Here is a 20,142-nt window from a genome sequence, read left to right on the forward strand (position 1 = left end):
CTGTCACCCCACTTTCTCTACCACTTGATAGGAAAGTCCGGTTCCGGCCAGCCGGGTTTCCACAAAATGAAAACTTTCCAAATTAACCTGAGTGAGAAGAACATACAGGTTTCCATCCGTTCCTTCTCCGATCACATCCGCCGCCCGGATGATTCTGGAAAGAGAATCGCTGACCTTGTGCCGTTCCTTTTCCTCCAGCTTCACCAGAACGTAGTCCGCTATCTTTTTTTCTTTCATCTCGGACTGGACGGCAAGGATTTCCATAAAACGTTCCCTGCGCACCACATTGGTCTGGGGATAATAGATTTTTTCCTCCGCAAGCTCTTCATAATCCAGTGCCCTGAGAAAAGAGGTCTGGACCAGGCCGCAGAGAATACGGAAAATATTCATATAGTTCATCCCGTACTGATCCGGATTTACTTCGTAGATTACTACGAACAGAACAAGCTTTTCTTCCCGGAAGATTCCGCTGGCGTAAACAGGCATCCCCTCCTGCATTTCCGTGTTTTTGTAAATTTTTCTTTCCCGGACCATCTCAAAAAGGCCTCCGGACTCTTCCAGCACCATGGATTTTGGCAGTTTAGTCCGAAGCTGATCGGAACAGACCACCAGACGTCCAAAGCGTTCATACTGATCCACGGAATAAATCGCAATACTGCGGTTCTCAAGAATATCCTCCATTGTCAGCAGAGCCTCCATAAATATGCTCTGCGGCAGAATATTGTCCAGCCGCTGCACTGCATCGAAAATTCTGCCGAAGCTGTCCTTGAAGCCAAGTATCTGCTTTTTATATTCTCCTTTATTTTCCACGGCGCTTCGGTATACTTCATTCAGGAAGAGGTATTTATCCCGAAGAAGTCCGTATTCTTCCCGTGAGAACTTGATTTCTTCCGTCTTTTTATTTTTTATGTAACCCGTTACGGAACCGGCCATCAGGTAAATCATGAAAGGAATCCAGTTTTCCACATTGTAAAACAGCAGCGTCCAGTCCACGCCGATCCCCAGATACTGCACAAACAGAGCGATACATTCAAGCAGTGCCGCCAGCAGCCCGGTCCGCATTCCATAAATTGTGCCCATGATAACAATAAAAAACAGGCGGATGTCAACGAAGCGGAAATACACATTTACACCCAGATAATGGTTGAGAAGCTCTGCGAACAGAAAAACAACCAACAGCTCCACATATTTGAAAATCCCTTCCTGTCGGTTCAGAAGCTTTTCAAGCCAGTCCCGAAGGGAACGCTTCCCTTTCATCACTTTTTTGCAAAAAAGTTCATAAAGCCATGCAGTCTGTTCCATGACATCTTCTTTGGGAATCCAGCCATAAATTTTCCTCAGTTCAAAGGGATAATCCTCCCTGGGGATTACATCCGCCTTATTTTCATAAAGGATACGCAGGCCAGGTGACAGGGAGGACAAAACAGCCGCCAGATCCCCGTAGGTATGACGGTAACCGCTGCTGACAAAATAACTGCCGCTCTCATCTTCATCCTCTTCAACAATACGCCTGAGAAGCTCTGCAAGATCCTCCTGACTGATAAAATCTACCCGGTCATTCTCTCTGTAAGGCAGGAGTAATTTTTTGTTTTCATAAATATTCCGGAAAAGTTTACCCAGGAAATTTCCATCATTACAGGAATTCGTCAGATACGGCAGCCTCAGTATTATGGTTTTTAATGACATGGTTTTTGAAAAAAAACGGCACATTTCTTCCAGCTGATCGGCGCGCAGGGATGCGGCCTGATAGAAATTCCTGTCCAGTTCAATACCTCCTGTCCCTATGGCAGGAACATAGTTCATGCTTTCAATGGAGGAAAGGATCACCACTTTGTCCACATGGGCATGCGCCGCTTCCAGCAGTACCTTTTCCAGATCGTTCATTTCACCGTAAAAGCCTTCTCCGCCGTCCACATAGCCGGATATAAAAAAGATTGCGGAAAAAGAGTATACATCAAAAAGCTGGCGGAAAGCTTCTTCTTCCGGAGAAATGCTATAGAAGCGGACGTTGCCGTCATTTCGGCGCGGCAGTTCCCTGTCCGCAGCAATAACCCGGAAATCTTTTGCCAGGTCACTCCAGAGAATTTCTTTTATTATTCTGTTGTATCCAGTTACAAGAATATCCTTCATAGTTTATTTTGCCTTCTGAGTATGCTCTTGATCAAAAATAAGTAATTACTTATTTATAATATAATTATATTTCGCCCTCGTCAACAAAATCTGAAAATTTGTTCATTAAATGTATGGTATGCTGTATTCCGCAAAAAGCTAAAAAAACAGAAAATATATTAAAATCCATAAAAAAAACAACAGAACTTGCCAGCCAGTTTAATATCTGGTCCGGGAGTTTTGCTGTTATTCTGTCAGGTTTTTGTCGTTCTTTATTCCGTATCCACAACATATTCCTGAAAATTGTTTTCAGGGAATTCAAGTATAAACACAGTGGATTCATCGGGAGTGCTCTTTACCGTAATATTTCCTCCATGCTTTTCCAGGATGTCCTTTACAAGCGGCAGTCCCAATCCCGATCCGCCCATGGCGCGGGAACGGGACTTGTCCACCCTGTAAAACGGTTCAAATATGCGGGAAATTTCCTCTTTCGGGATTCCGATTCCCGTATCTGCCATCCTCATAATTATTTTTCCTGCTTCTTTTCTGGCTGAAATGGAAATTGTACCGTAATCTCTGTTGTATTTTACCGCATTTTCGAACAGATTGCCCACCGCACGGGAAAGCATCACGCGGCTGCCTGTCAGCTTTAAGCCAGGCATGCTTCCGATGGAAACCGTCAGATGCTTTTCCTGGATCGGCCTGGAAAGCTCCTCTGCTGACTCTGCAAGGAGTTCTTCCAGGCTGACCTCCTCGTTCACGATGCTGCCATTTTCAGAGGTCAGCCTGAATAAATCATCCACAAGCCGTATCATGCGTTCATTATTTGTCCGGATGACCTTCAGAACCTTTTCCAGGCGGGCTGCCGGCGGGGCTTCCTCCAGTGCGAGGACATCAAGATTCACAGCGATGGTGGCAAGGGGGGTTTTAAGTTCATGCGCCGCGCTGGCTGAAAAACGTTTCTGCCGTTCAAAGGATGCGCTTACTTTATCCATCATCAGATTGAAGGAACGTGCCAGGCGACCGATTTCATCCTGCCTGTCCCTGATTTCCACCCGATGGGATAAATCATTTCCGCTGATTTCTTCTATCGTGTCTGACAGCTCCTCCAGCGGCTGCAATGCACGGCCGGCTACCAGCCAGGCCGCTGCGGTACCCAGAATAAGAACAAGTATCAGCCCGGCAGTTCCCCAAAGGTTAAAGCGATTTCCGGCTTCCTTTATTGTAAAAGTGACAGAGGCCAGCTCCATATCCTCTGCCGCTGCACCGGACAGCGTGATTTCGCTGCTGCCGATGAATTCCTGCGGCAGATTGCGGACAAAAATACGGTCCGCCCCAAACAGGAAAACACATGTAAGAATGACGGCGGCGCCGGCCATGACCATGGCTGATAAGAGGGTAAGCCTCATGCGCAGAGATATTTTTTTCAGCATATATCCTCCTTTTTGTCAATCAGATAGCCTGCTCCGCGGATATTCCGTATAATTTCCTCATCTGTGACGGCAAGCAGCTTGCGTCGTATTACGCTGATATAGACCTTGACCTGATTGGAGAAGGGATCTGCCTGGCTGTCCCAGATATGCTCCATGAGCTCTTCTGCACTGACAGCCCTTCCGCTGTTTCTCATCAGGTACTCCAGAATGGCAAATTCACGCATGGAAAAATCCAGTGGGTGTTCGTTAAAACGAACAGTTTTCAGATTGGTTTCCAGGCAGAGGCCCCCTCTTTTCAGGGAAGCCTCCTCCTGGATGAAGGAACGCCGGAGAAGCATACGGATACAGGCCTCCAGTTCTTCGAAATGAAAGGGCTTGGTAAGGTAATCGCTGGCTCCGCCGTCCAGCCCGGCAACCTTGTCTTCCAGCTCTGAGCGCGCGGACAGAATCAGCACTTTTGCCGGCTTTCCAAGGGACTGTATCTGCTGCAGGACTTCCATGCCGTCCAGTCCCGGAAGGTTCAGGTCCAGAACCACAAGGTCATATTCATTAATCTGGCACAGCTGCACTGCATCAGTTCCGTTCCCTGCGGCATCCACCGCATATCCCCGCTTGCGGAGCCCATAGCATAAGGCTTCCTGCATATCCTCTTCATCTTCAACGATCAAAAGTCTCATTTACCGCCATTCCTTCCTCGTCTGTCCATTTTACTCCGTTCCGGCGTCATTATTTTCCTGCCTTAATCCACGGAAGCGCTTCTGGCGGTGCTTACATAAACCCTGCTTCCGTCCTCCAGCTCACTATACTGCATTCCGTTTCCGTCTGTTTTCAGGGAAGGCTTATTCTGTTTTCCATTGCCGTCCGGCGTACAGATGGAAATCCGGACACCCTCGTCTGTGTCATAGTAACGAACCCCGTTTTCATCCGTCTTCATTTCTGTCAATGTCTTCTGGCTTCCTTTTTCACAGACTGTCAGGATGAAATCAGACTGTGTGTCCGTTCCCGCGGCAAATGCGGAAATGGAAAGGGTTGCAACGGCAATGGCCGAGATGATAAGTCCGGTTGTGATTTTGTGTTTCAGCATAATTTTTTACCTCCTGTTTTTGGTGTCGCGACATGGTTTATTATGTGATCACAGGCACATTATACAGAAAGCAAGGTTAAAGTACGGTTAGAAAAAAAATCACAAAAAATCCGGGTAACAAAATAAGGCATTAGGAGCCGCTGCCGGCTTATAATGCCTTATTTTTTCCATTGTCAGCCTGGCTGAAGCTTATGCATATGCATATTTTATACAAGCTGGCCCCATTCGTAGGGAGTTGCCTGGTATACGTAATAATTCAGCCAATTGGTATACAGGTTATTACAGTGGGATCTCCACAGCAGGTTAGGCCGTCTGGTACAGTCGTCATCCGGATAATAATTCTTTGGCACCTGGATGGGCAGTCCCTTTTCCTTGTCCCGCATATACTCATTATGCAGTGTATACCGGTCATATTCCGGATGCCCCATAACAAAAATCTGCCGGCCGTCTCCCGCCATGGCGAGCAGGACGCCTGCCTCTTCAGACTCCGCCATGACCATCAGTTCTTTGCATGCATGGATTTCTTCCGCGGAAACCGCCGTATGGCGGCTGTGGGGAATATAAAAATAGTCGTCAAAGCCTCTCACCAGCGGCACCCTGCGGTTGGATACCTTATGTGAAAACACGCCGAACAGCTTCTGGGGAAGCAGCACCTTGTTCAACCCGAAGTGGTAATACAGGCCGGCCTGGGCGCCCCAGCAGATGTGAAAGGTGCTTGTCACATGGGTTTTGGACCATTCCATGATTTCGCACAGCTCCGGCCAGTAATCCACTTCCTCAAAGGGAATCTGTTCCACGGGAGCGCCTGTGATGATCAGGCCGTCATACTGTTTTCCCCTAAGCTCATCGAAGGTATTGTAAAATTTATTCAGATGCGTCATGGAAGTATTCAGCGATACATGACTGTTCATTTTCATAAATGTCACATCCACCTGCAGGGGGGTGTTGGAAAGAGAGCGAAGCAGCTGCAGCTCCGTATCCTGCTTCACTGGCATCAGGTTGAGAATGCAGATCGCAAGGGGACGCATATCCTGATGCTGCGCCCTGTATTCGTCCATGACAAATATATTTTCATTTTCCAGTATTGTCCTTGCGGGCAGATCGCTTTGTACTTTAATCGGCATTGCTTCTTATACCTCCATATCCAGATATTGCTTCATGAATTCTTCTTCTGTAACGATGGGAACCTCAAGCTCCTTGGCCTTCTTGTTCTTGGAAGAGCCTGAGGCGGAATCGTTGTTAATCAGGCAGGTGGTCTTTCCGGTAACGCTTCCGGTCACCTTGCCGCCTTTGCTTTCGATCAGTTCCTTCAGCGCGCTTCTGCTGTCAAAATGCATAAGGCTTCCGGTAACGACAAACACCATCCCCTTCAGGGTGAGTGCGGATTCGTCCACCTCTATCTGCTCAATTTCCAGCTCCTCAAGCAGCTTCTTCATATTCTCACGGTTCTTTTCGGACTGCCAGTAATCATGGAAGGTTCCTGCGATGACTTCCCCTATGCCGTCTATCAGGCTTAATTCCTCTACGTCCGCCTGCATCATGCGTTCCAGATCATCATGATACTCACGGCAGATCATTTTTGCATTGGCAAGGCCGATATTCGCGATCCCCAGCCCGTAGATCACTCTGGGCAGCGTGGTTTTCCTGGACTTTTCAATACTGTCCGCCAGATTCTGATAGGACTTTTCGCCAAAGCCCTCCATTTCCACGATTTCCTCCCGGTACTGCTCCAGATGGAACAGGTCGGCAAAGGTATGCAGATAACCCCTTCCCAGGAATTTTTCCAGTGTAGCCTCCGACAGTCCATCGATGTTCAGGGCGTCCCTGCTGACAAAAAGAGTGAAGGACTTCACCTTTTTGGCATCGCAGTCAGGATTCGTGCAGTAGAGAGACTGTACATCATTCACCTGCTCGATCCTGGTTTCTCCGCCGCAGACCGGACAGGTATGGGGGATTTCCAGCGTATCGCTTCCAGTGAGGTTTTCCGCGATCTGGGGGATAATCATGTTGGCTTTATAAACGGTAATCCGATCCCCGATTCCCAGCTTCAGCGCTTTTACGATGCTCACATTGTGTACGCTGGCCCTGCTCACCGTAGTGCCCTCCAGCTCTACCGGATCGAATATGGCAACCGGGTTAATCAGCCCCGTACGGCTTGCGCTCCATTCGATTTCCTGAAGCGTTGTTTCCGCGGTTTCATCCGCCCATTTAAAGGCGATGGAATCCCTGGGGAACTTCGCTGTCCGGCCCAGTGACTGGCCGTAGGCAATATCATCATAAATCAGCACCAGTCCGTCCGAGGGAACGTCATATTCCGCCACACGGCTTTCATAATCCTCCACGGCGGACAGGATGGACTGTGCATCCACCTCCTGATATTCCACCACCTCAAAGCCCTGCTTTTTTAAAAATATGAACTGTTCTTTTCTCGAATTCTGAAAGTCCACTCCGTCCGCGCGTACAAGGGCAAAGGCAAAAAAACGGACGTTTCTCTGTGCGGTGATTTCATTATTCAGCTGGCGGACGGAACCGGAACAGAGATTCCTCGGATTTTTGTATCTGGCGTCGGCGTCCTCGATCTGTTCATTGATTTTGCGGAAATCCTCATAAGTGATGACAGCCTCTCCCCGGAGAACCAGTTCTCCCTGGTAAGGAATTGCCAGCGGGACATTCACAAATACCCTGGCATTGCCGGTGATCACTTCCCCGATCTCTCCGTTTCCTCTTGTGACGGCCTTGAACAGCCGGCCGTCGCGGTAGGTCAGGACGATGGTCAGGCCGTCCAGCTTCCAGGACAGCAGCCCCTTCTGCGCGCCCAGCCAGTCCCTCAGCTCTTCCCTGCTCTTTGTTTTTCCCAGCGAAAGCATGGGGCTTTCATGCCGCTCCTTGGGCAGCTCGTCAACAGCCTCATACCCTACGCTGATGGTAGGGCTTCCCGCCATAACGGTGCCCGTTTCCTCTTCCAGTGCTGTCAGCTCATCATAAAGTTTATCATATTCGTAGTTGCTCATGATTTCGCGATCTTCGGCATAATATGCCTTCGCGGCCTCTCCAAGCTTTGCGATCAGTTCCTTCATTCTTGCAGTCTTGTCCATCTGCACTTAACGCTCCTTTTCTCAGGAATGCAGCATTCCATATAGTTCTTCCAATTCTTCTCCCGTCACCAGACGGTAATTGCCCGGCTTCAGCTTCCCGATGGTAATATTCGCCACGCGGACACGCTTGATTCCATGAGCGTCGTAGCCCAGCGCACGGCACATGCGGCGGATCTGCCGGTTCAGCCCCTGTGTGAGGACGATCCGGAATACAAATTTTCCTTCCTGCTCAATTGTGCAGGGACGGGTGGTGACATTGAGCTCCTTGAGAAAAACGCCCGCCGCCATCTTTTCCAGGAAGGTATCATTAATCGGCTTATTCACACGGACCAGGTATTCCTTCTCATGGTAATTGGCCGCCCGCATCAGTCCGTTGATCAGATCCCCGTCGTTAGTCAAAAGAAGCAGCCCCTCCGAATCCTTGTCCAGCCGTCCGGCATAAGTCACCCGGATAGGGTAATCGATGGCGTCACGGATGGTTTTCTCCGCATATTTATCCTTTTCCGTACAGGTAACTCCCACGGGCTTATAATAGGCAAGCACTACCTTACGGTCCTTCTTTTCCAGTATGCGGCCGTCCACCGCAACATCATCCGCCGGAGTGATCCGCATGCCCGTTTCAGCAGGGACGCCGTTTACCATGACCCTGCCTGCTTCTATCATGCGGTCGGCTTCCCTGCGGGAGCAGATCCCGCAGTCAGCCAGATATTTGTTTAACCGTTCCTGTTTTGTATTATCGTCCATATTATCCTCATTTTAACTGTTCAGTGCCCTCACAGTTACTCCTCATTCCGTATTCTTTCCCAAAGCGCATATTGTTTATTATACACTAGGTATTTTTTCCATGCAAACAGAAAAATGTTCTGTTTCCTATTGAATTACGCCGCACGCCATCTTCTCTCCCGAATCCCCGGAAGGCTGGGTATGGTAGTCATCGGGCATGGAATGGATAACTACCGTTCTTCCCAATACATCTCTGGGTGTAAATCGTTCCGTATAAAATGCGAGCCATGATCTTCCCCGGTTTTCTTCAAGCACCGGCATATCCCCGGCATGGGCCGGATGGGGGCAGCCGTCGGGATTAAAGTGGGAGCCGGCATCGGCAAAGGGATCCTCTTCATTTCCCGTGCAGGCGGCCCCTTCATGGATGTGGAAGCCGAAGAATCCCCTTTCACAGGTTTCTTCCTCATGAGGCAGACCGGAAATATCGGCCATCACGATGGTGCCGTCCAGAAAGTCATAGAAGGTGACAAGCCCTTCCACCTGCGGGTATTTTTCGGAGCCCTGCACATGGGCAAAGGCTCTTGGCTGATTTGCAAGGAACTGCAGAATTGAATCCGTCATTAATCTTAACACAGTTTTTCCTCCATAAAAAAGCTTCATAACTTTTTTCTTCCATAAAGTTACGACAAAGTTTCTTTATATATATATTCCTGTGTCCTGTCCATATAACCTCCCGGCTGCGGTTCGGGCATAAATATAGCCGCCGCTGTAGGTTCAGCGGCGGCCGGTTGCCGGTGTTTATGGCTGATTAGCCGATGCGCCTGTCTTTTTCACGGCGCGTAGTTTCCCCGCTGTTACGGCGGGAGGAACTGCCTGTACGGCCGGATCCTGCGGGTCTGCCGGATGCCGAATCGCGGTATTTGCGGCGTTCTCCCCCTTTGTCTTCGGGAAAGCTCCTGCGCTTGCCGTCATTCCTGCCATAACGGGGATTATTTCCACGTCCGTCTTTTCCGGAACGATTGTCTCTGTCCTGACGGCCGCTGCCGAAATCACGGCTGCCGCGGTAATTCCTGCGTCTTTCGGGGATCACCTCCTGGATTTCCTGGGGTTCCTCTCCCATCTGCATTTTCAGGAAGGCGGCTGCAAGCTCGACAGCGCTGTAATCGCTGTCTTCCAGCTTCCTTTCTATCATATCCGTCAGTTTATCCAGCTGTGCGCCTTCCAGTGTCTCAAATGCGGCACGCAGCGCCTTTTCAGCCTTGATGGATACGATATCCGCAGCGGACGGCACCTTTCTTTCCTGAATGGTTGTCTTGCAGCTTCTTTCAATGTCTCTTAAACGGTACATTTCCCGGTTGGAAACAAAGGTAAAGGAACGGCCTTCTCTTCCTGCGCGTCCGGTACGTCCGATTCTGTGAACATAGTATTCGATATCCTGGGGAAGGTCGTAATTAAATACGGCTTCCACATCATCCACATCAATTCCCCTGGCCGCAACATCCGTTGCGATCAGAATCTGAAGGCTGCCGTTACGGAAACGGTGCATTACGGTATCTCTCTGGTTCTGGGAAAGATCACCATGAAGGCCTTCGGCCGTATAGCCTTTATTTTTCAGGGTTTCTGAAAGCTCATCCACCATTCTCTTGGTATTGCAGAAGATCAGGGATCTCTGAATCCCGTAATAATCCAGAAGGCGGCTTGCAACCTCCACCTTAATCTGGCTGTTCACACGGTAATAATACTGCTTTACAAGCGGAATGGTCAGCTCCTGCTTGGTCATCTTCAGATAGACCGCATCCTTCTGGTAGGTATCGGTAATCTCCAGGATGGGCTTGGGCATTGTGGCTGAGAAGAGCGCCGTCTGGTGCTCGGAAGGGATTCCCTGGAGGATAGTTTCGATGTCCTCCCGAAAGCCCATGTTGAGCATTTCATCCGCTTCATCCAGAACCACCATATTCACATGCTCCATCTTCAGCGTATGGCGGCGCATATGGTCCATTACACGGCCGGGGGTGCCTACAATAATCTGTACGCCGCTTCTTAAGGCCTTAATCTGTCTGCTGATATCCTGGCCGCCGTAAATGGGCAGGATCTTTATACCATGCATATATTTGGCAAAACGATGCATTTCATCTGCCGCCTGGATGGCAAGCTCCCTTGTGGGGCAGAGGATGACTGCCTGCAGGCTTCTGTTGTCAGGGTCGATATTCTGTATGACGGGGATTCCGAAAGCCGCCGTCTTGCCGGTTCCTGTCTGTGCCTGGCCTATCACGTCTTTTCTTTCCAGCAATACGGGAATCGCCTGCTCCTGTATAGGTGTCATCTGGTCAAAACCCATTTCCTCCACAGCGCGGAGGATCCGGGAATCAATGTCTGCATCCTGGTATCTCGTTATTTCCATTCAAAAGTCCTTTCTTATTTCCACTCTTTTTTCACGCAAAAAGACAACACCCGTGATATCAGGGTGCTGTCCTTCTTTCTACGAATCTTTTCTATTATACTGTGCCGCTTCGGCAGCTGTCAAGCTTTTTGCAAAAAGCTTTTTCACATCAATTATGGGTATGCAGCAGCTGATGGGCTTTTTCTCCAAGGGGCGCGCCCATATATTCCGCATAAAGTTTTTTGATTCCCGGATTGTCATGGGAAAAACGCAGCGGCCGCTGCTCGTCCAGCTTGTAAAGCCTGGGGCCTCTTACGTCCGCCATCTCCACGCCGTCCAGTATGGGCTGTCCCCCGCCGCCCACACAACCGCCGGGGCAGGCCATTACCTCCACAAAGTCATAATGGACGGTTCCCGCGCGGAGATCCTCTATCAGATCCCTTGCATTTTTCAGTCCGCTTACCGTACATGTGCGCAGCGTCCTTCCTCCCAGAGAAAACTCCGCCTCCCTGCGGCCTTCAAAGCCTCTGACATCGGAAAATGTATCCGCCGGAGGATTGACGCCCTCCACACAGTAGTAGGCCGTTCTTAAGGCCGCTTCCATAACACCGCCGGTTACGCCGAAAATAACGCCCGCTCCTGTGCTCTCCCCCAGCGGGGAATCAAAGGCCTCCTCGGTAAGCAGCGCCGGCGCAATATGCTCCGCCCGCACCAGTCTGGCGAATTCTCTTGTGGTAAGTACAATGTCCACATCTGCGCCTCCTCCGGCGCTGTACATATCAGGAAGCGTTGCCTCCATTTTTTTGGAGACACAGGGCATAATGGAAATACTGCATATTTTCCCAGGATCCGCACCGATTTTTTCTGCAAAATAGCTTTTGGCCACGGCGCCGAACATCTGCTGAGGCGATTTTGCCGTGGAAAGGTGATCCGCCATGTCGGGATACTGGGATTTGAGAAAACGTACCCAGGCCGGGCAGCAGGAGGTGAACATGGGCCATCTCTTCTCTTCCGGATCGGCAAGCCTTGCAAGCAGCTCGTTCCCTTCTTCCATAATGGTCAGATCTGCGGAAAAATTGGTGTCAAACACATAATCAAAACCGATTTTCTTAAGGGCCGCCGCCATGCGCCCTTCCGTGGCCATATAAGCAGGCAGATCCAGCGCTTCTCCCCAGGCCGCTCTGACGGCGGGGGCCACCTGCACAACGGTAATGGTTTCCGGATCGGCCAGAGCGCGGAAAACCTTTGCGGTATCATCCCGTTCCCGCAGCGCGCCCGTTGGACAATGGGTAATACATTGTCCGCAGATGCTGCAGTCAGATTCTTCTATCCTCCGGTTCCGGGAAACATCCACTGTAGTTCTGGAACCGGTGTTCTGTACGTCCCAGATATGCAGGTCCTGTACCTTATCGCAGAACTGTACGCAGCGCATGCATTTGATACATTTGCCGAAATCCCTGATCAGCGGGAAACTGTTATTCCACGGCATCTCCGTAATTTCTTTTTCATAAGGAATGTCAATGATGCCCAGATCGTTGGATAGCTTCTGGAGGTTACAGTTTCCGCTCCTGACGCAGGTGGCGCAGTTGCTGTTGTGCTGGGATAAAATCAGTTCCACGTTTGTCCGCCTGACGGAACGCACCTTGGGGGAATTGGTAAAAAGCACCATGCCCTCCTCCACCGGGTTATTGCAGGCGGTAATCAGTTTGGTTTTTCCCTGCATTTCCACCACGCATACCTTGCAGGCGCTGATTTCGTTGATGCCCTCCAGATAGCAGAGATGGGGAATCATAATCCCCACGGACGCCGCTGCCTTCATGATTGTCGTACCTTCCGGCACGCTGATTTTCCTGTTGTCTATTGTCAGTGTTACCATATTGCCGCGCGGCCTCCTTTCAGGTTCCCATATCCGTAATGATCACAGCGCAGACAGCGTCCGGCTTCCTGCGCCGCCTCTTCTCTGGTCATGCAGCGTTCTATTTCACAGAAATCCTGCTTCCGCTCGTCAGCTTCCCGCTCTTCCATATTGACGCGTCCGCAGGCCTTCTTGTCCCCGTAATTTACCTGGGGGATATCCACATCGCAGGCTATGACATGATGATAGCCCAGGTATTCATCAATATTTGCGGCCGCCACCTTTCCTGCCGCGATGGCACGGATAACCGTGGCGGGACCTGTTACACAGTCACCGCCTGCGAAGATGCCGGGGATATCCTTTACTGTGGATTCCTCCAGCGCTTCAATGGTCCCTCTTTTCACAGGGACGCCGGAATCTTCAAAATGGCGGGATTCAATACCCTGGCCGACAGCAACGATGACGATATCACAGGGGATTCTTTTGGGTTCCACGTTGGCCTTTACCGGACGGGCGCGGCCCCAGGCATCAATGGGGCCGATAATCTGCGGTTCTACCCAAAGTGCGGCCACATTTCCCTTTTCATCAGCTTCCACCCTTACCGGGGCTTTCAGGCTGTAAAGCTCGGCGCCTTCCGCAATCGCGCCCTCCACCTCCTCCGGCAGGGCGGTCATGTCATTCTGGCGCCTGCGGTAAGCGATGCCAACCTTGGAAGCGCCAAGGCGCAGCGCGGAACGGGTACAGTCCATGGCCACGTTTCCGCCGCCTACTACAACCACACGTTTTCCTGTAAAATCAGGGGGATTGCCGTCCCCGATGCTACGGAGCATTTCCACCGCGGATATTACGCCGTGGGCATCCTCTCCCTCCATCCCCACCTTCTTATCGGTATGTGCGCCTATAGCAATATAAACCGCGTCAAATTCCTCACGGAGGCGGCTTAAGGGAATGTCGTTTTCCCCATTCCCGATATTCACATTGGTATGTACTTCCACGCCGGTGGACAGAATCGCTTCAATATCCTCGTCCAGCCGTTCCCTCGGGAAACGGTAGTTGGGAATTCCGTAGCGCAGCATTCCGCCCAGCTTGCTTTTCTGCTCAAAAACAACAGCATGATGCCCCATCAGCTCCAGATAATAAGCGGCGGAAAGGCCGCCGGGGCCGCCTCCGGCAATGGCGATCCGTTTTCCTGTGGACGGCGCTTTGGGAGGCACCGGGACTGTATTGGCCCGCGCATTGTCCACGGCCATTCTCTTCAGGCCGCGGATGTTGACGGAGCTGTCAATCATATTCCGGCGGCAGCGGGCTTCGCAGGGATGTTCGCAGATGAGGGCGCATGCGGTGGGGAAGGGATTGTCCTTACGGATAAGAGATACGGCATCCGCGTACCGTTCCTCTCCCACCAGCGCAATATAACCTGGAATATCTACCCCCGCAGGACAGAGTGCCACGCAGGGCACCGGCTGGGTGATGGAATAAGAGCATTTTCCGTGCTCAATATGATAGATAAAGTCATCTCTGCAGCCTTGGAGTCCTGCCAGCACCATGTGGGCGGCTTCAAAGCCGATGGCGCAGTCTGCGGAATCCGTAATGTTGTTGGCGGTTTCTTCGATAAGCGCCAGGGTATCCATGGTTGCGGTGCCGTCCAGAACCTGTTCCAGCAGATTCTGAAGCTGTCCCAGGCCTATACGGCAGGGTACACACTTACCGCAGGTCTGCGCATGGCACAGCTTGAGAAATGACAGCTGCAAATCCACCGGGCACAGACCCGGCGGGCTGGCAACGATATGACGCTCCAAATCCTTGTACAACCGTTCCACAGTCAGCTGGGCCCGGTCTGGTGTGCTGATTTTCAGTCGGCTCATTGATATGTAACTTCCCCTTTCCTTCTGCTTTTGCATATTTTATGTATTTTCTGATTCTGAGGATTTTAAGACTGTTAAAATTATAACATATATTTATCCTGTATACTAGCATAATTGAATAATTTTACCTTTTATATTTAAAAAAAATTAATATATTTTTACAAGAAGCAAATCAATTGTGTACACTTTAATATTCAATTGTGCCTTGCGTTTTACATAAATTCATGTATTTCACAGTCATTTTGACTGTAAAAAAGAATAATTAGGATAAGAAAATACAGGGAAGCTTTTCAGGAAACGAATCCGCAGGCTTTATGATTAAATAAAAAAAGCAGCGGCATCAGATGTTAAAAATCCGATGCGCTGCGTTTAAAAAATATTATGAGGAAGCACTTTCCAGAATAACCTCCACCGCCTTTTCAATCAGTTCATCACGGCCTTCCCGGATTCCCTGGATGGTGGGTTCCACATAAATATCCGGAGTCAGCCCCACCCTCTGTGTCTGCGACATATCCGTATCATAGACGCCCAGGCTTGTCATGGAGGTATGCACAGCTCCCGGAAATACCATGTTGGCCACATTGCCGTCGGCTCCGATGGAAGGGGAACCTATGACAACCGCGTTGGGCGCCTGCCTGAGCGCCATGATAGTAAATTCCGCCTGGCTCTGGGTACATTCATTCATCAAAAGAACCACTTTCCCTTTATAGTAATCCGGATTATCAACACCAACATACATGGGTTTATCTAAAATAAACCGGCCGGGGACCGTCAGGGACGGCCGGGACATGATAACATAGTTCTTCTGTTCCGGCATAATAAGGCAGCCCAGGGAATAAACGATGAAATCGCTGGGATAATGGCGCAGATCCACAATGATACCCAACGTATCCTTAAATTCTTCCATGATGGTAAAGATTTCTTTTGCCTTCAATGCACCCGGATCGATATAGCCGATGGAATTCTCAAGCAGCCGATGGGAAACCGGTTCAGGCTCATTGGAGGATTCACTCCTGACCCGTTCAATGCAGGGAACGGCAATATCAAAAATTTCATCGTCCCTTTTTACGGTCAGCGTGATTTCATCCGCATATCCCCGAAAAATATCTTCAGGCAGGTCATTGAGCACCACAGTGTCCCGGGAGCGGGATTTGATTTTGCTTTTCTCCGCGATATAATCCCATATCTCTATGCCGTCTGTTTTCAGGATGATGTCACCCGGCAGTACGGTTTCAATACCGGGCGGATAATCCGCGTCAATTCCGTCCACAACAATATTTTCTCCCGTATGGGTAAAAGTGAACGGTGCAATCAGCACGCCTCCCATCAGAGCTGCTGCCTCATCGAAAGCATAAGCATGGGAATCGTGTATTTTCGTTGTCAGCTCAGCACAGGCCATTTTATAAGAAAGCTCATCCGTACCCTCCATAAAACGGGGCAGGAATTCCAGGAATACACTGTCCCAGTCCTCCCCGATTATGTCCTTATAAGGATAATAATACTCTATCATATTCCAGTAACGGAAAAGGCCCAGCATTCGGTAGCCCTGATCGGCATAATTCATGTCAGGGTAGCTTTCCTCACCGGTGAAATGGGGAACCATTATATTATCAAAGGAAACATAGGAACGGTTTTTATCTATATAGCCTGATTTGGAAATATTGATAAGAAGGCTGCTCAGCTCCGGGGATAAGTAGCTGCTGTCATAAATCCAGTCCGTTCCGGCCTCCAGGGCTATCTCGCCTTTTTCCTCAGATTCATTCTCCTTAACCGTCCCCAGCTTATGAATCCAGCCATATAAAACAGCATTGACTTCCTCTTCGTCCGATGCGCCGATAACAGCCGGAAGGACGCGGAAAAGCTCATAATCCCAGTTGACATCGCCCTTCAGGATTTTAGGATGGTAATACTTTGCAAAACCCCAGACCCGGCACAGCTTATGAAGCCGCTGCGACATTTCCTGATCCGGCGAGCCGATGGAAACACGGCTTCCATCATCAAATTCATGATCAAACTGTCTGCCCCCTGCTTCTATCCTGTAGCAGAGAAAACAGATTAGAACCGTTATGCATGCAATCAGCCCCCATTTAACCCATGCGCGCGGCCCCTTCTTCCAATTTGACATATCCGGCCCCTCCTATACACATATACTTGCAATAACAGTCCGGCCCTGGACTGTTACTGCATCCGCCCATTAAAATTAGCCTTCGGCAAGGGGCGAATGCCTGCTGTCACCACGTTCCCTCACGGTTTGCGCAGTGGATGCGCAGACCTGCCTGAACTGTTATTGCTTTTTATCAGTATACCATCTTTCCAATAAAAAGTCCCGGCTTTTCGGTTAGTATATGGCAGTAAAAAAGGCGCTTATTCGCAACGGATGGCGCTGGGCTGTTACGCCTATTCTTTCACTCTGACAGCGGCCTGCAGGATATAGTCCTCATTTTCCCCGTTTTCATGTTCTATGGTAAAGACCTTCTGTATGAGATATTCTCCCGGCACTGTTCCCTCATACATAATGGAAAAATCGATGGTTTCTTCGGCGCTGCCTCCGGCGGGGATGACCCGCAGGACCTGAAGCCATGCCGTATTTTCCTTCATGGGCAGCTCGCGGTAGCCTCCGTTTTCTTTTAACAGCATACGGTATTCGTCATCGTAATAAACGGTCTGTCCGGTAAAGTTTGAAATGGTCAGGGTAATCCTGGTATCATCTGCGGTGCAGGTATCCCTGTCGGTTTCCATGAGAATACCCTCCTCCGGCTGTACCGGAGGAAACAGCTCGGCTTCTTCCTTTGTCATAAAATCAATGTTGGAATTTAGGATTTGACCGATAACAGCGGGATATAAACCATCAGGATACTTCTCTGAAGCATAGGCTTCCAGCTTCGCCAGAAGCTGTCTTGTTTTATCCCTGTCTGCGGAATACTCATACAGGGGGCCGAAAACCTCCTCCAGGCTGCTTCGTTCATACTGATAATAATAGGTGTTATTGCCTTCCTCGATAGCATAGCTGATTTTCCCTGCATTTTCTATTGTGGCGAAAAGCAAAACCGCATTGGAAAAGATCCACCCGGTATCCTCCGGCCGCTGGCTGCCGTCCTTTACCCGGTAGATCATACGCAGCTCATAAGGTTCCTCTGAGGTCTGCAGTTCCATTTTCTCATAGACCAGCTTCTCCGGTACGGGGAGCCTTCCAAACAAAGCCTGATCCTGGAAGGGGCTTCCGATATAAGGGGTCCTTCCGGCGGAAAGATAAGCAGCCAGCTCGTCTGCTGACAAAGCCTCCTCATCTGCTGGAATTGTCTCTGCCACAGCTTCCGGTCCGGGCTCTTTTCTTACCGGAGAAGTCAGAAGGACGACTGCAGCTGCCGCCACCAGAAGCAGCGCCGCAGCGCATAGCCAGCCGGCAGGCTTCCTGAAGCCAAGAGCGTGCTGAATCCGTTTTTTGGTATTGCTTTCTCCGAAGGCCATGGGCGCAAGCAGATGGATTCCGCTGCTTTTCATCCCCAGCTGCAGCAGTGTTTCCGCATAGCCGGCACGTTCCTGTGCCGTCATTCTGCGCAGCACCCTGTCATCGCAGGAGCGCTCCATGTCCTCTGTCATCAGCTTGAAATAAAGCCAGACAAGGGGATTAAACCAATGCAGCAGGGCGGCAAGAAAACAGAACGGCTTCACAAGATAATCCCGGCGGGAAAAGTGTTCGTTTTCATGGGAAATCACATGGCGCTGCTCTTCCTGGGACATCCCGGCGGGCAGGTAGATCACTGGATGGAAAAATCCCAGCAGAAAGGGTGTTTCCAACGCTGCCGATTCGTAAACCGGCGCCTGTCCTTTCTTTTTTGCCACAAGAATTACAGCTTGGGCCGTTCTTTTTTTCAGGCGCAGAAAGGTGCGCAATGCAGCCGCCAGTATTATGAACATTCCTAACAGCCACAGAGTAAAAAACATTCCCATCAGCAGTCTGTCCGGCGCGATGCCGCTTCTTCCGGCGGCGGCTGTCGCCCTGCGTATGGCGCTGTCCGGCGCAAGGCTGTTAACTACGGAGGTATAGGCCTGAAAGCTGGTGGAAACCATCCCTTTATAGGTTACCGTATCCTGCCGGACCGGAATAAGGCTGAGAGCCGATTCCAGGCTGAAGGGACACAGAAATCTTAAAAACACCATGAGCCAGAGCGCATAAAAATACCCCGCAGGCACTTTTTTCAGTAAGGCTCTCAGAAGCAGGACCACAATGCCCGCACAGGAAGCGGACAGGGTCATATTCAGTATTGTTGGAAAAATATGCAGCAGGCCTTCCATATTTTTTCTCTCCCTTCTTATGAATCGTTTCGTCCATCCGACATGCTTGCGGCATCTATCAGACGTTTCAGCTCCTCCGCTTCCTGCCGGGTCAGCTTTTTATCCCTGAGAAAAGCGGCGACAAAGGCAGGCAGGGAATTTCCGAAGCTCCGGTGTATCAGCTGTTCGCTTTCCTGCCTGCATACCTCGTCTTTTTTTACAATTGCGGTTACGGTTGCATTTTCATTTTTCAGGATGCCTTTTTCACACAGCTTTCTTAAAACGGTGTAGCTGGTGGCTTTCTTCCAGCCAAGGCGTTCCTGGGCTGTCTTAATCAGGGCTGTGGAATTTATGGGCTCGCTCTCCCATACAAGATCTGCAAAACGGTATTCTCCATCCGGGATTTTCGGTATTTCCATGAATGTCGGGCCTCGCTTTCTTATTTAGTGGTTAAAAAATGGTTTTGTTTATGTATGCAAAAAGGTTTATCATCATAAACCTAGTTTATAACAATAAACCTTTCCTGTCAATTTATATTGCCGCAATATTTTTTGGTAAATTTCAGCTTTTTTCCGGGTTTTCCGGGCAGACGTAACGAATCAGGCCCTTACTGTGTCCTCCGTATTCAATCGCTTCCGCCGGGCAGCGGCAGATACAGGCCATGCAGTGGGTGCAGTTCTTGCCCCATACTGGTTTTCCGTCTGCCAGGCGGATATTGTCCAGGGGACAGACCTGAACGCATTTGCCGCAGGAAATGCAGGAGTCGTCAGCATAAAATTTCCGGGCATGGACGAATACCGGATAAAAAATATCATTCACAATACCGCTGCTTATTTTATCCTTTAATGCGATGGCGGGCCGGGGAAAAGCCTTGCCCGTTTTTATCAAAAGGGCGGCCTCATCCAGTACTTTTCCCGACCGCCGGATAATCTCCCGCGCCTCGGCCTGTGCCGGCGCGGAATACATCGCAATATAGTTTTCCGGCATCACCACTTCCATGCAGCCGCAGTAATCAAGCTTCTTTGCATTGCATAATTTTTCAAGATAAGCGCCTGCGTTTCCGATACTGCCGCCGCAGGTCATTACAAAATAGATGCTTCTGTTTCCCGTAAGCTTTGTGTTCTCCAGCCATTCCTGCACGATGCGCGGTATCCTCCAGGCATAGGTGGGGACAACGATAACCCAGGGCCTGTTTGAGTGCAGCTGTGAAAAATCGCGGCTGCGGATTTTCTCAAATAAATTGACTGCGTCGTCATTGATTGTTTTGCCGATTCTCTTCGCGGCATATTCACTGTTTCCTGTCCCGGAAAAAAATAAAATCAT

Annotated in this window: 15 protein-coding genes; all 15 read right to left on the bottom strand. The window is 50.0% G+C overall.

Annotation, left to right across the window (positions count from 1 at the left end):
- Positions 1-3: 3 nt before the first annotated feature.
- Complete coding sequence (locus DXC51_RS03280) at positions 4-2,130, bottom strand: NAD-dependent epimerase/dehydratase family protein (RefSeq protein ID WP_021640185.1); 2,127 nt, start codon at positions 2,128-2,130, stop codon at positions 4-6.
- A gap of 251 nt (positions 2,131-2,381) precedes the next feature.
- Positions 2,382-3,542 (bottom strand): sensor histidine kinase, encoded by a 1,161-nt coding sequence (locus DXC51_RS03290; protein WP_117543684.1) that lies wholly within the window; start codon positions 3,540-3,542, stop codon positions 2,382-2,384.
- Positions 3,536-4,219 (bottom strand): response regulator transcription factor, encoded by a 684-nt coding sequence (locus DXC51_RS03295; RefSeq protein WP_117543686.1) that lies wholly within the window; start codon positions 4,217-4,219, stop codon positions 3,536-3,538. Before DXC51_RS03295 ends, DXC51_RS03290 begins: the two co-directional genes overlap by 7 nt.
- Positions 4,220-4,281: 62 nt before the next feature.
- The gene (locus DXC51_RS03300; RefSeq protein WP_117543688.1) at positions 4,282-4,626 is read right to left on the bottom strand and encodes a hypothetical protein; all 345 of its coding nucleotides are present in this window, start codon (positions 4,624-4,626) and stop codon (positions 4,282-4,284) included.
- Between the two features lie 206 nt (positions 4,627-4,832).
- The gene (gene metA / locus DXC51_RS03305; RefSeq protein WP_021640190.1) at positions 4,833-5,750 is read right to left on the bottom strand and encodes a homoserine O-acetyltransferase MetA; all 918 of its coding nucleotides are present in this window, start codon (positions 5,748-5,750) and stop codon (positions 4,833-4,835) included.
- Between the two features lie 6 nt (positions 5,751-5,756).
- A complete protein-coding gene (gene ligA / locus DXC51_RS03310) occupies positions 5,757-7,721 on the bottom strand; it encodes an NAD-dependent DNA ligase LigA (protein WP_117530510.1) in 1,965 nt (654 codons plus the stop codon).
- Between the two features lie 21 nt (positions 7,722-7,742).
- Complete coding sequence (locus DXC51_RS03315) at positions 7,743-8,465, bottom strand: pseudouridine synthase (protein WP_117543690.1); 723 nt, start codon at positions 8,463-8,465, stop codon at positions 7,743-7,745.
- 126 nt (positions 8,466-8,591) lie between these two features.
- Entirely contained in the window at positions 8,592-9,077 is a 486-nt protein-coding gene (locus tag DXC51_RS03320) for a superoxide dismutase family protein (protein WP_243003116.1), read from the bottom strand.
- 175 nt (positions 9,078-9,252) lie between these two features.
- Positions 9,253-10,845: a DEAD/DEAH box helicase gene (locus DXC51_RS03325; protein WP_025489828.1), complete on the bottom strand. Its 1,593-nt coding sequence runs from the start codon at positions 10,843-10,845 to the stop codon at positions 9,253-9,255.
- A 148-nt stretch (positions 10,846-10,993) separates the two neighbouring features.
- Complete coding sequence (locus tag DXC51_RS03330) at positions 10,994-12,700, bottom strand: NADH-dependent [FeFe] hydrogenase, group A6 (protein ID WP_021640195.1); 1,707 nt, start codon at positions 12,698-12,700, stop codon at positions 10,994-10,996.
- A complete protein-coding gene (locus DXC51_RS03335) occupies positions 12,694-14,544 on the bottom strand; it encodes an NAD(P)-binding protein (RefSeq protein ID WP_035324326.1) in 1,851 nt (616 codons plus the stop codon). The genes DXC51_RS03330 and DXC51_RS03335 overlap by 7 nt, the downstream gene beginning before the upstream one ends.
- A gap of 379 nt (positions 14,545-14,923) precedes the next feature.
- Positions 14,924-16,669 (bottom strand): S41 family peptidase, encoded by a 1,746-nt coding sequence (locus tag DXC51_RS03340; protein WP_117543692.1) that lies wholly within the window; start codon positions 16,667-16,669, stop codon positions 14,924-14,926.
- 272 nt (positions 16,670-16,941) lie between these two features.
- Positions 16,942-18,840 carry a M56 family metallopeptidase gene (locus tag DXC51_RS03345; RefSeq protein WP_025489824.1) on the bottom strand — a complete coding sequence of 633 codons (1,899 nt, stop codon included), beginning with the start codon at positions 18,838-18,840 and terminating at the stop codon, positions 16,942-16,944.
- A 17-nt stretch (positions 18,841-18,857) separates the two neighbouring features.
- Positions 18,858-19,238 (bottom strand): BlaI/MecI/CopY family transcriptional regulator, encoded by a 381-nt coding sequence (locus DXC51_RS03350; protein WP_025489823.1) that lies wholly within the window; start codon positions 19,236-19,238, stop codon positions 18,858-18,860.
- A gap of 142 nt (positions 19,239-19,380) precedes the next feature.
- Positions 19,381-20,142, bottom strand: coding sequence for an EFR1 family ferrodoxin (locus tag DXC51_RS03355; RefSeq protein WP_025489822.1), 762 nt, complete (start codon positions 20,140-20,142; stop codon positions 19,381-19,383).

The sequence above is a fragment of the Eisenbergiella massiliensis genome, from assembly GCF_003435485.1.

What these genes read in the sequence shown, in the direction of transcription:
- DXC51_RS03280 (WP_021640185.1), bottom strand. Translation starts at nt 2,130, where the DNA reads ATGAAGGATATTCTTGTAACTGGATACAACAGAATAATAAAAGAAATT.
- DXC51_RS03290 (WP_117543684.1), bottom strand. Translation starts at nt 3,542, where the DNA reads ATGCTGAAAAAAATATCTCTGCGCATGAGGCTTACCCTCTTATCAGCC.
- DXC51_RS03295 (WP_117543686.1), bottom strand. Translation starts at nt 4,219, where the DNA reads ATGAGACTTTTGATCGTTGAAGATGAAGAGGATATGCAGGAAGCCTTA.
- DXC51_RS03300 (WP_117543688.1), bottom strand. Translation starts at nt 4,626, where the DNA reads ATGCTGAAACACAAAATCACAACCGGACTTATCATCTCGGCCATTGCC.
- metA (WP_021640190.1), bottom strand. Translation starts at nt 5,750, where the DNA reads ATGCCGATTAAAGTACAAAGCGATCTGCCCGCAAGGACAATACTGGAA.
- ligA (WP_117530510.1), bottom strand. Translation starts at nt 7,721, where the DNA reads ATGGACAAGACTGCAAGAATGAAGGAACTGATCGCAAAGCTTGGAGAG.
- DXC51_RS03315 (WP_117543690.1), bottom strand. Translation starts at nt 8,465, where the DNA reads ATGGACGATAATACAAAACAGGAACGGTTAAACAAATATCTGGCTGAC.
- DXC51_RS03325 (WP_025489828.1), bottom strand. Translation starts at nt 10,845, where the DNA reads ATGGAAATAACGAGATACCAGGATGCAGACATTGATTCCCGGATCCTC.
- DXC51_RS03330 (WP_021640195.1), bottom strand. Translation starts at nt 12,700, where the DNA reads ATGGTAACACTGACAATAGACAACAGGAAAATCAGCGTGCCGGAAGGT.
- DXC51_RS03335 (WP_035324326.1), bottom strand. Translation starts at nt 14,544, where the DNA reads ATGAGCCGACTGAAAATCAGCACACCAGACCGGGCCCAGCTGACTGTG.
- DXC51_RS03340 (WP_117543692.1), bottom strand. Translation starts at nt 16,669, where the DNA reads ATGTCAAATTGGAAGAAGGGGCCGCGCGCATGGGTTAAATGGGGGCTG.
- DXC51_RS03345 (WP_025489824.1), bottom strand. Translation starts at nt 18,840, where the DNA reads ATGGAAGGCCTGCTGCATATTTTTCCAACAATACTGAATATGACCCTG.
- DXC51_RS03350 (WP_025489823.1), bottom strand. Translation starts at nt 19,238, where the DNA reads ATGGAAATACCGAAAATCCCGGATGGAGAATACCGTTTTGCAGATCTT.
- DXC51_RS03355 (WP_025489822.1), bottom strand. Translation starts at nt 20,142, where the DNA reads ATGATTTTATTTTTTTCCGGGACAGGAAACAGTGAATATGCCGCGAAG.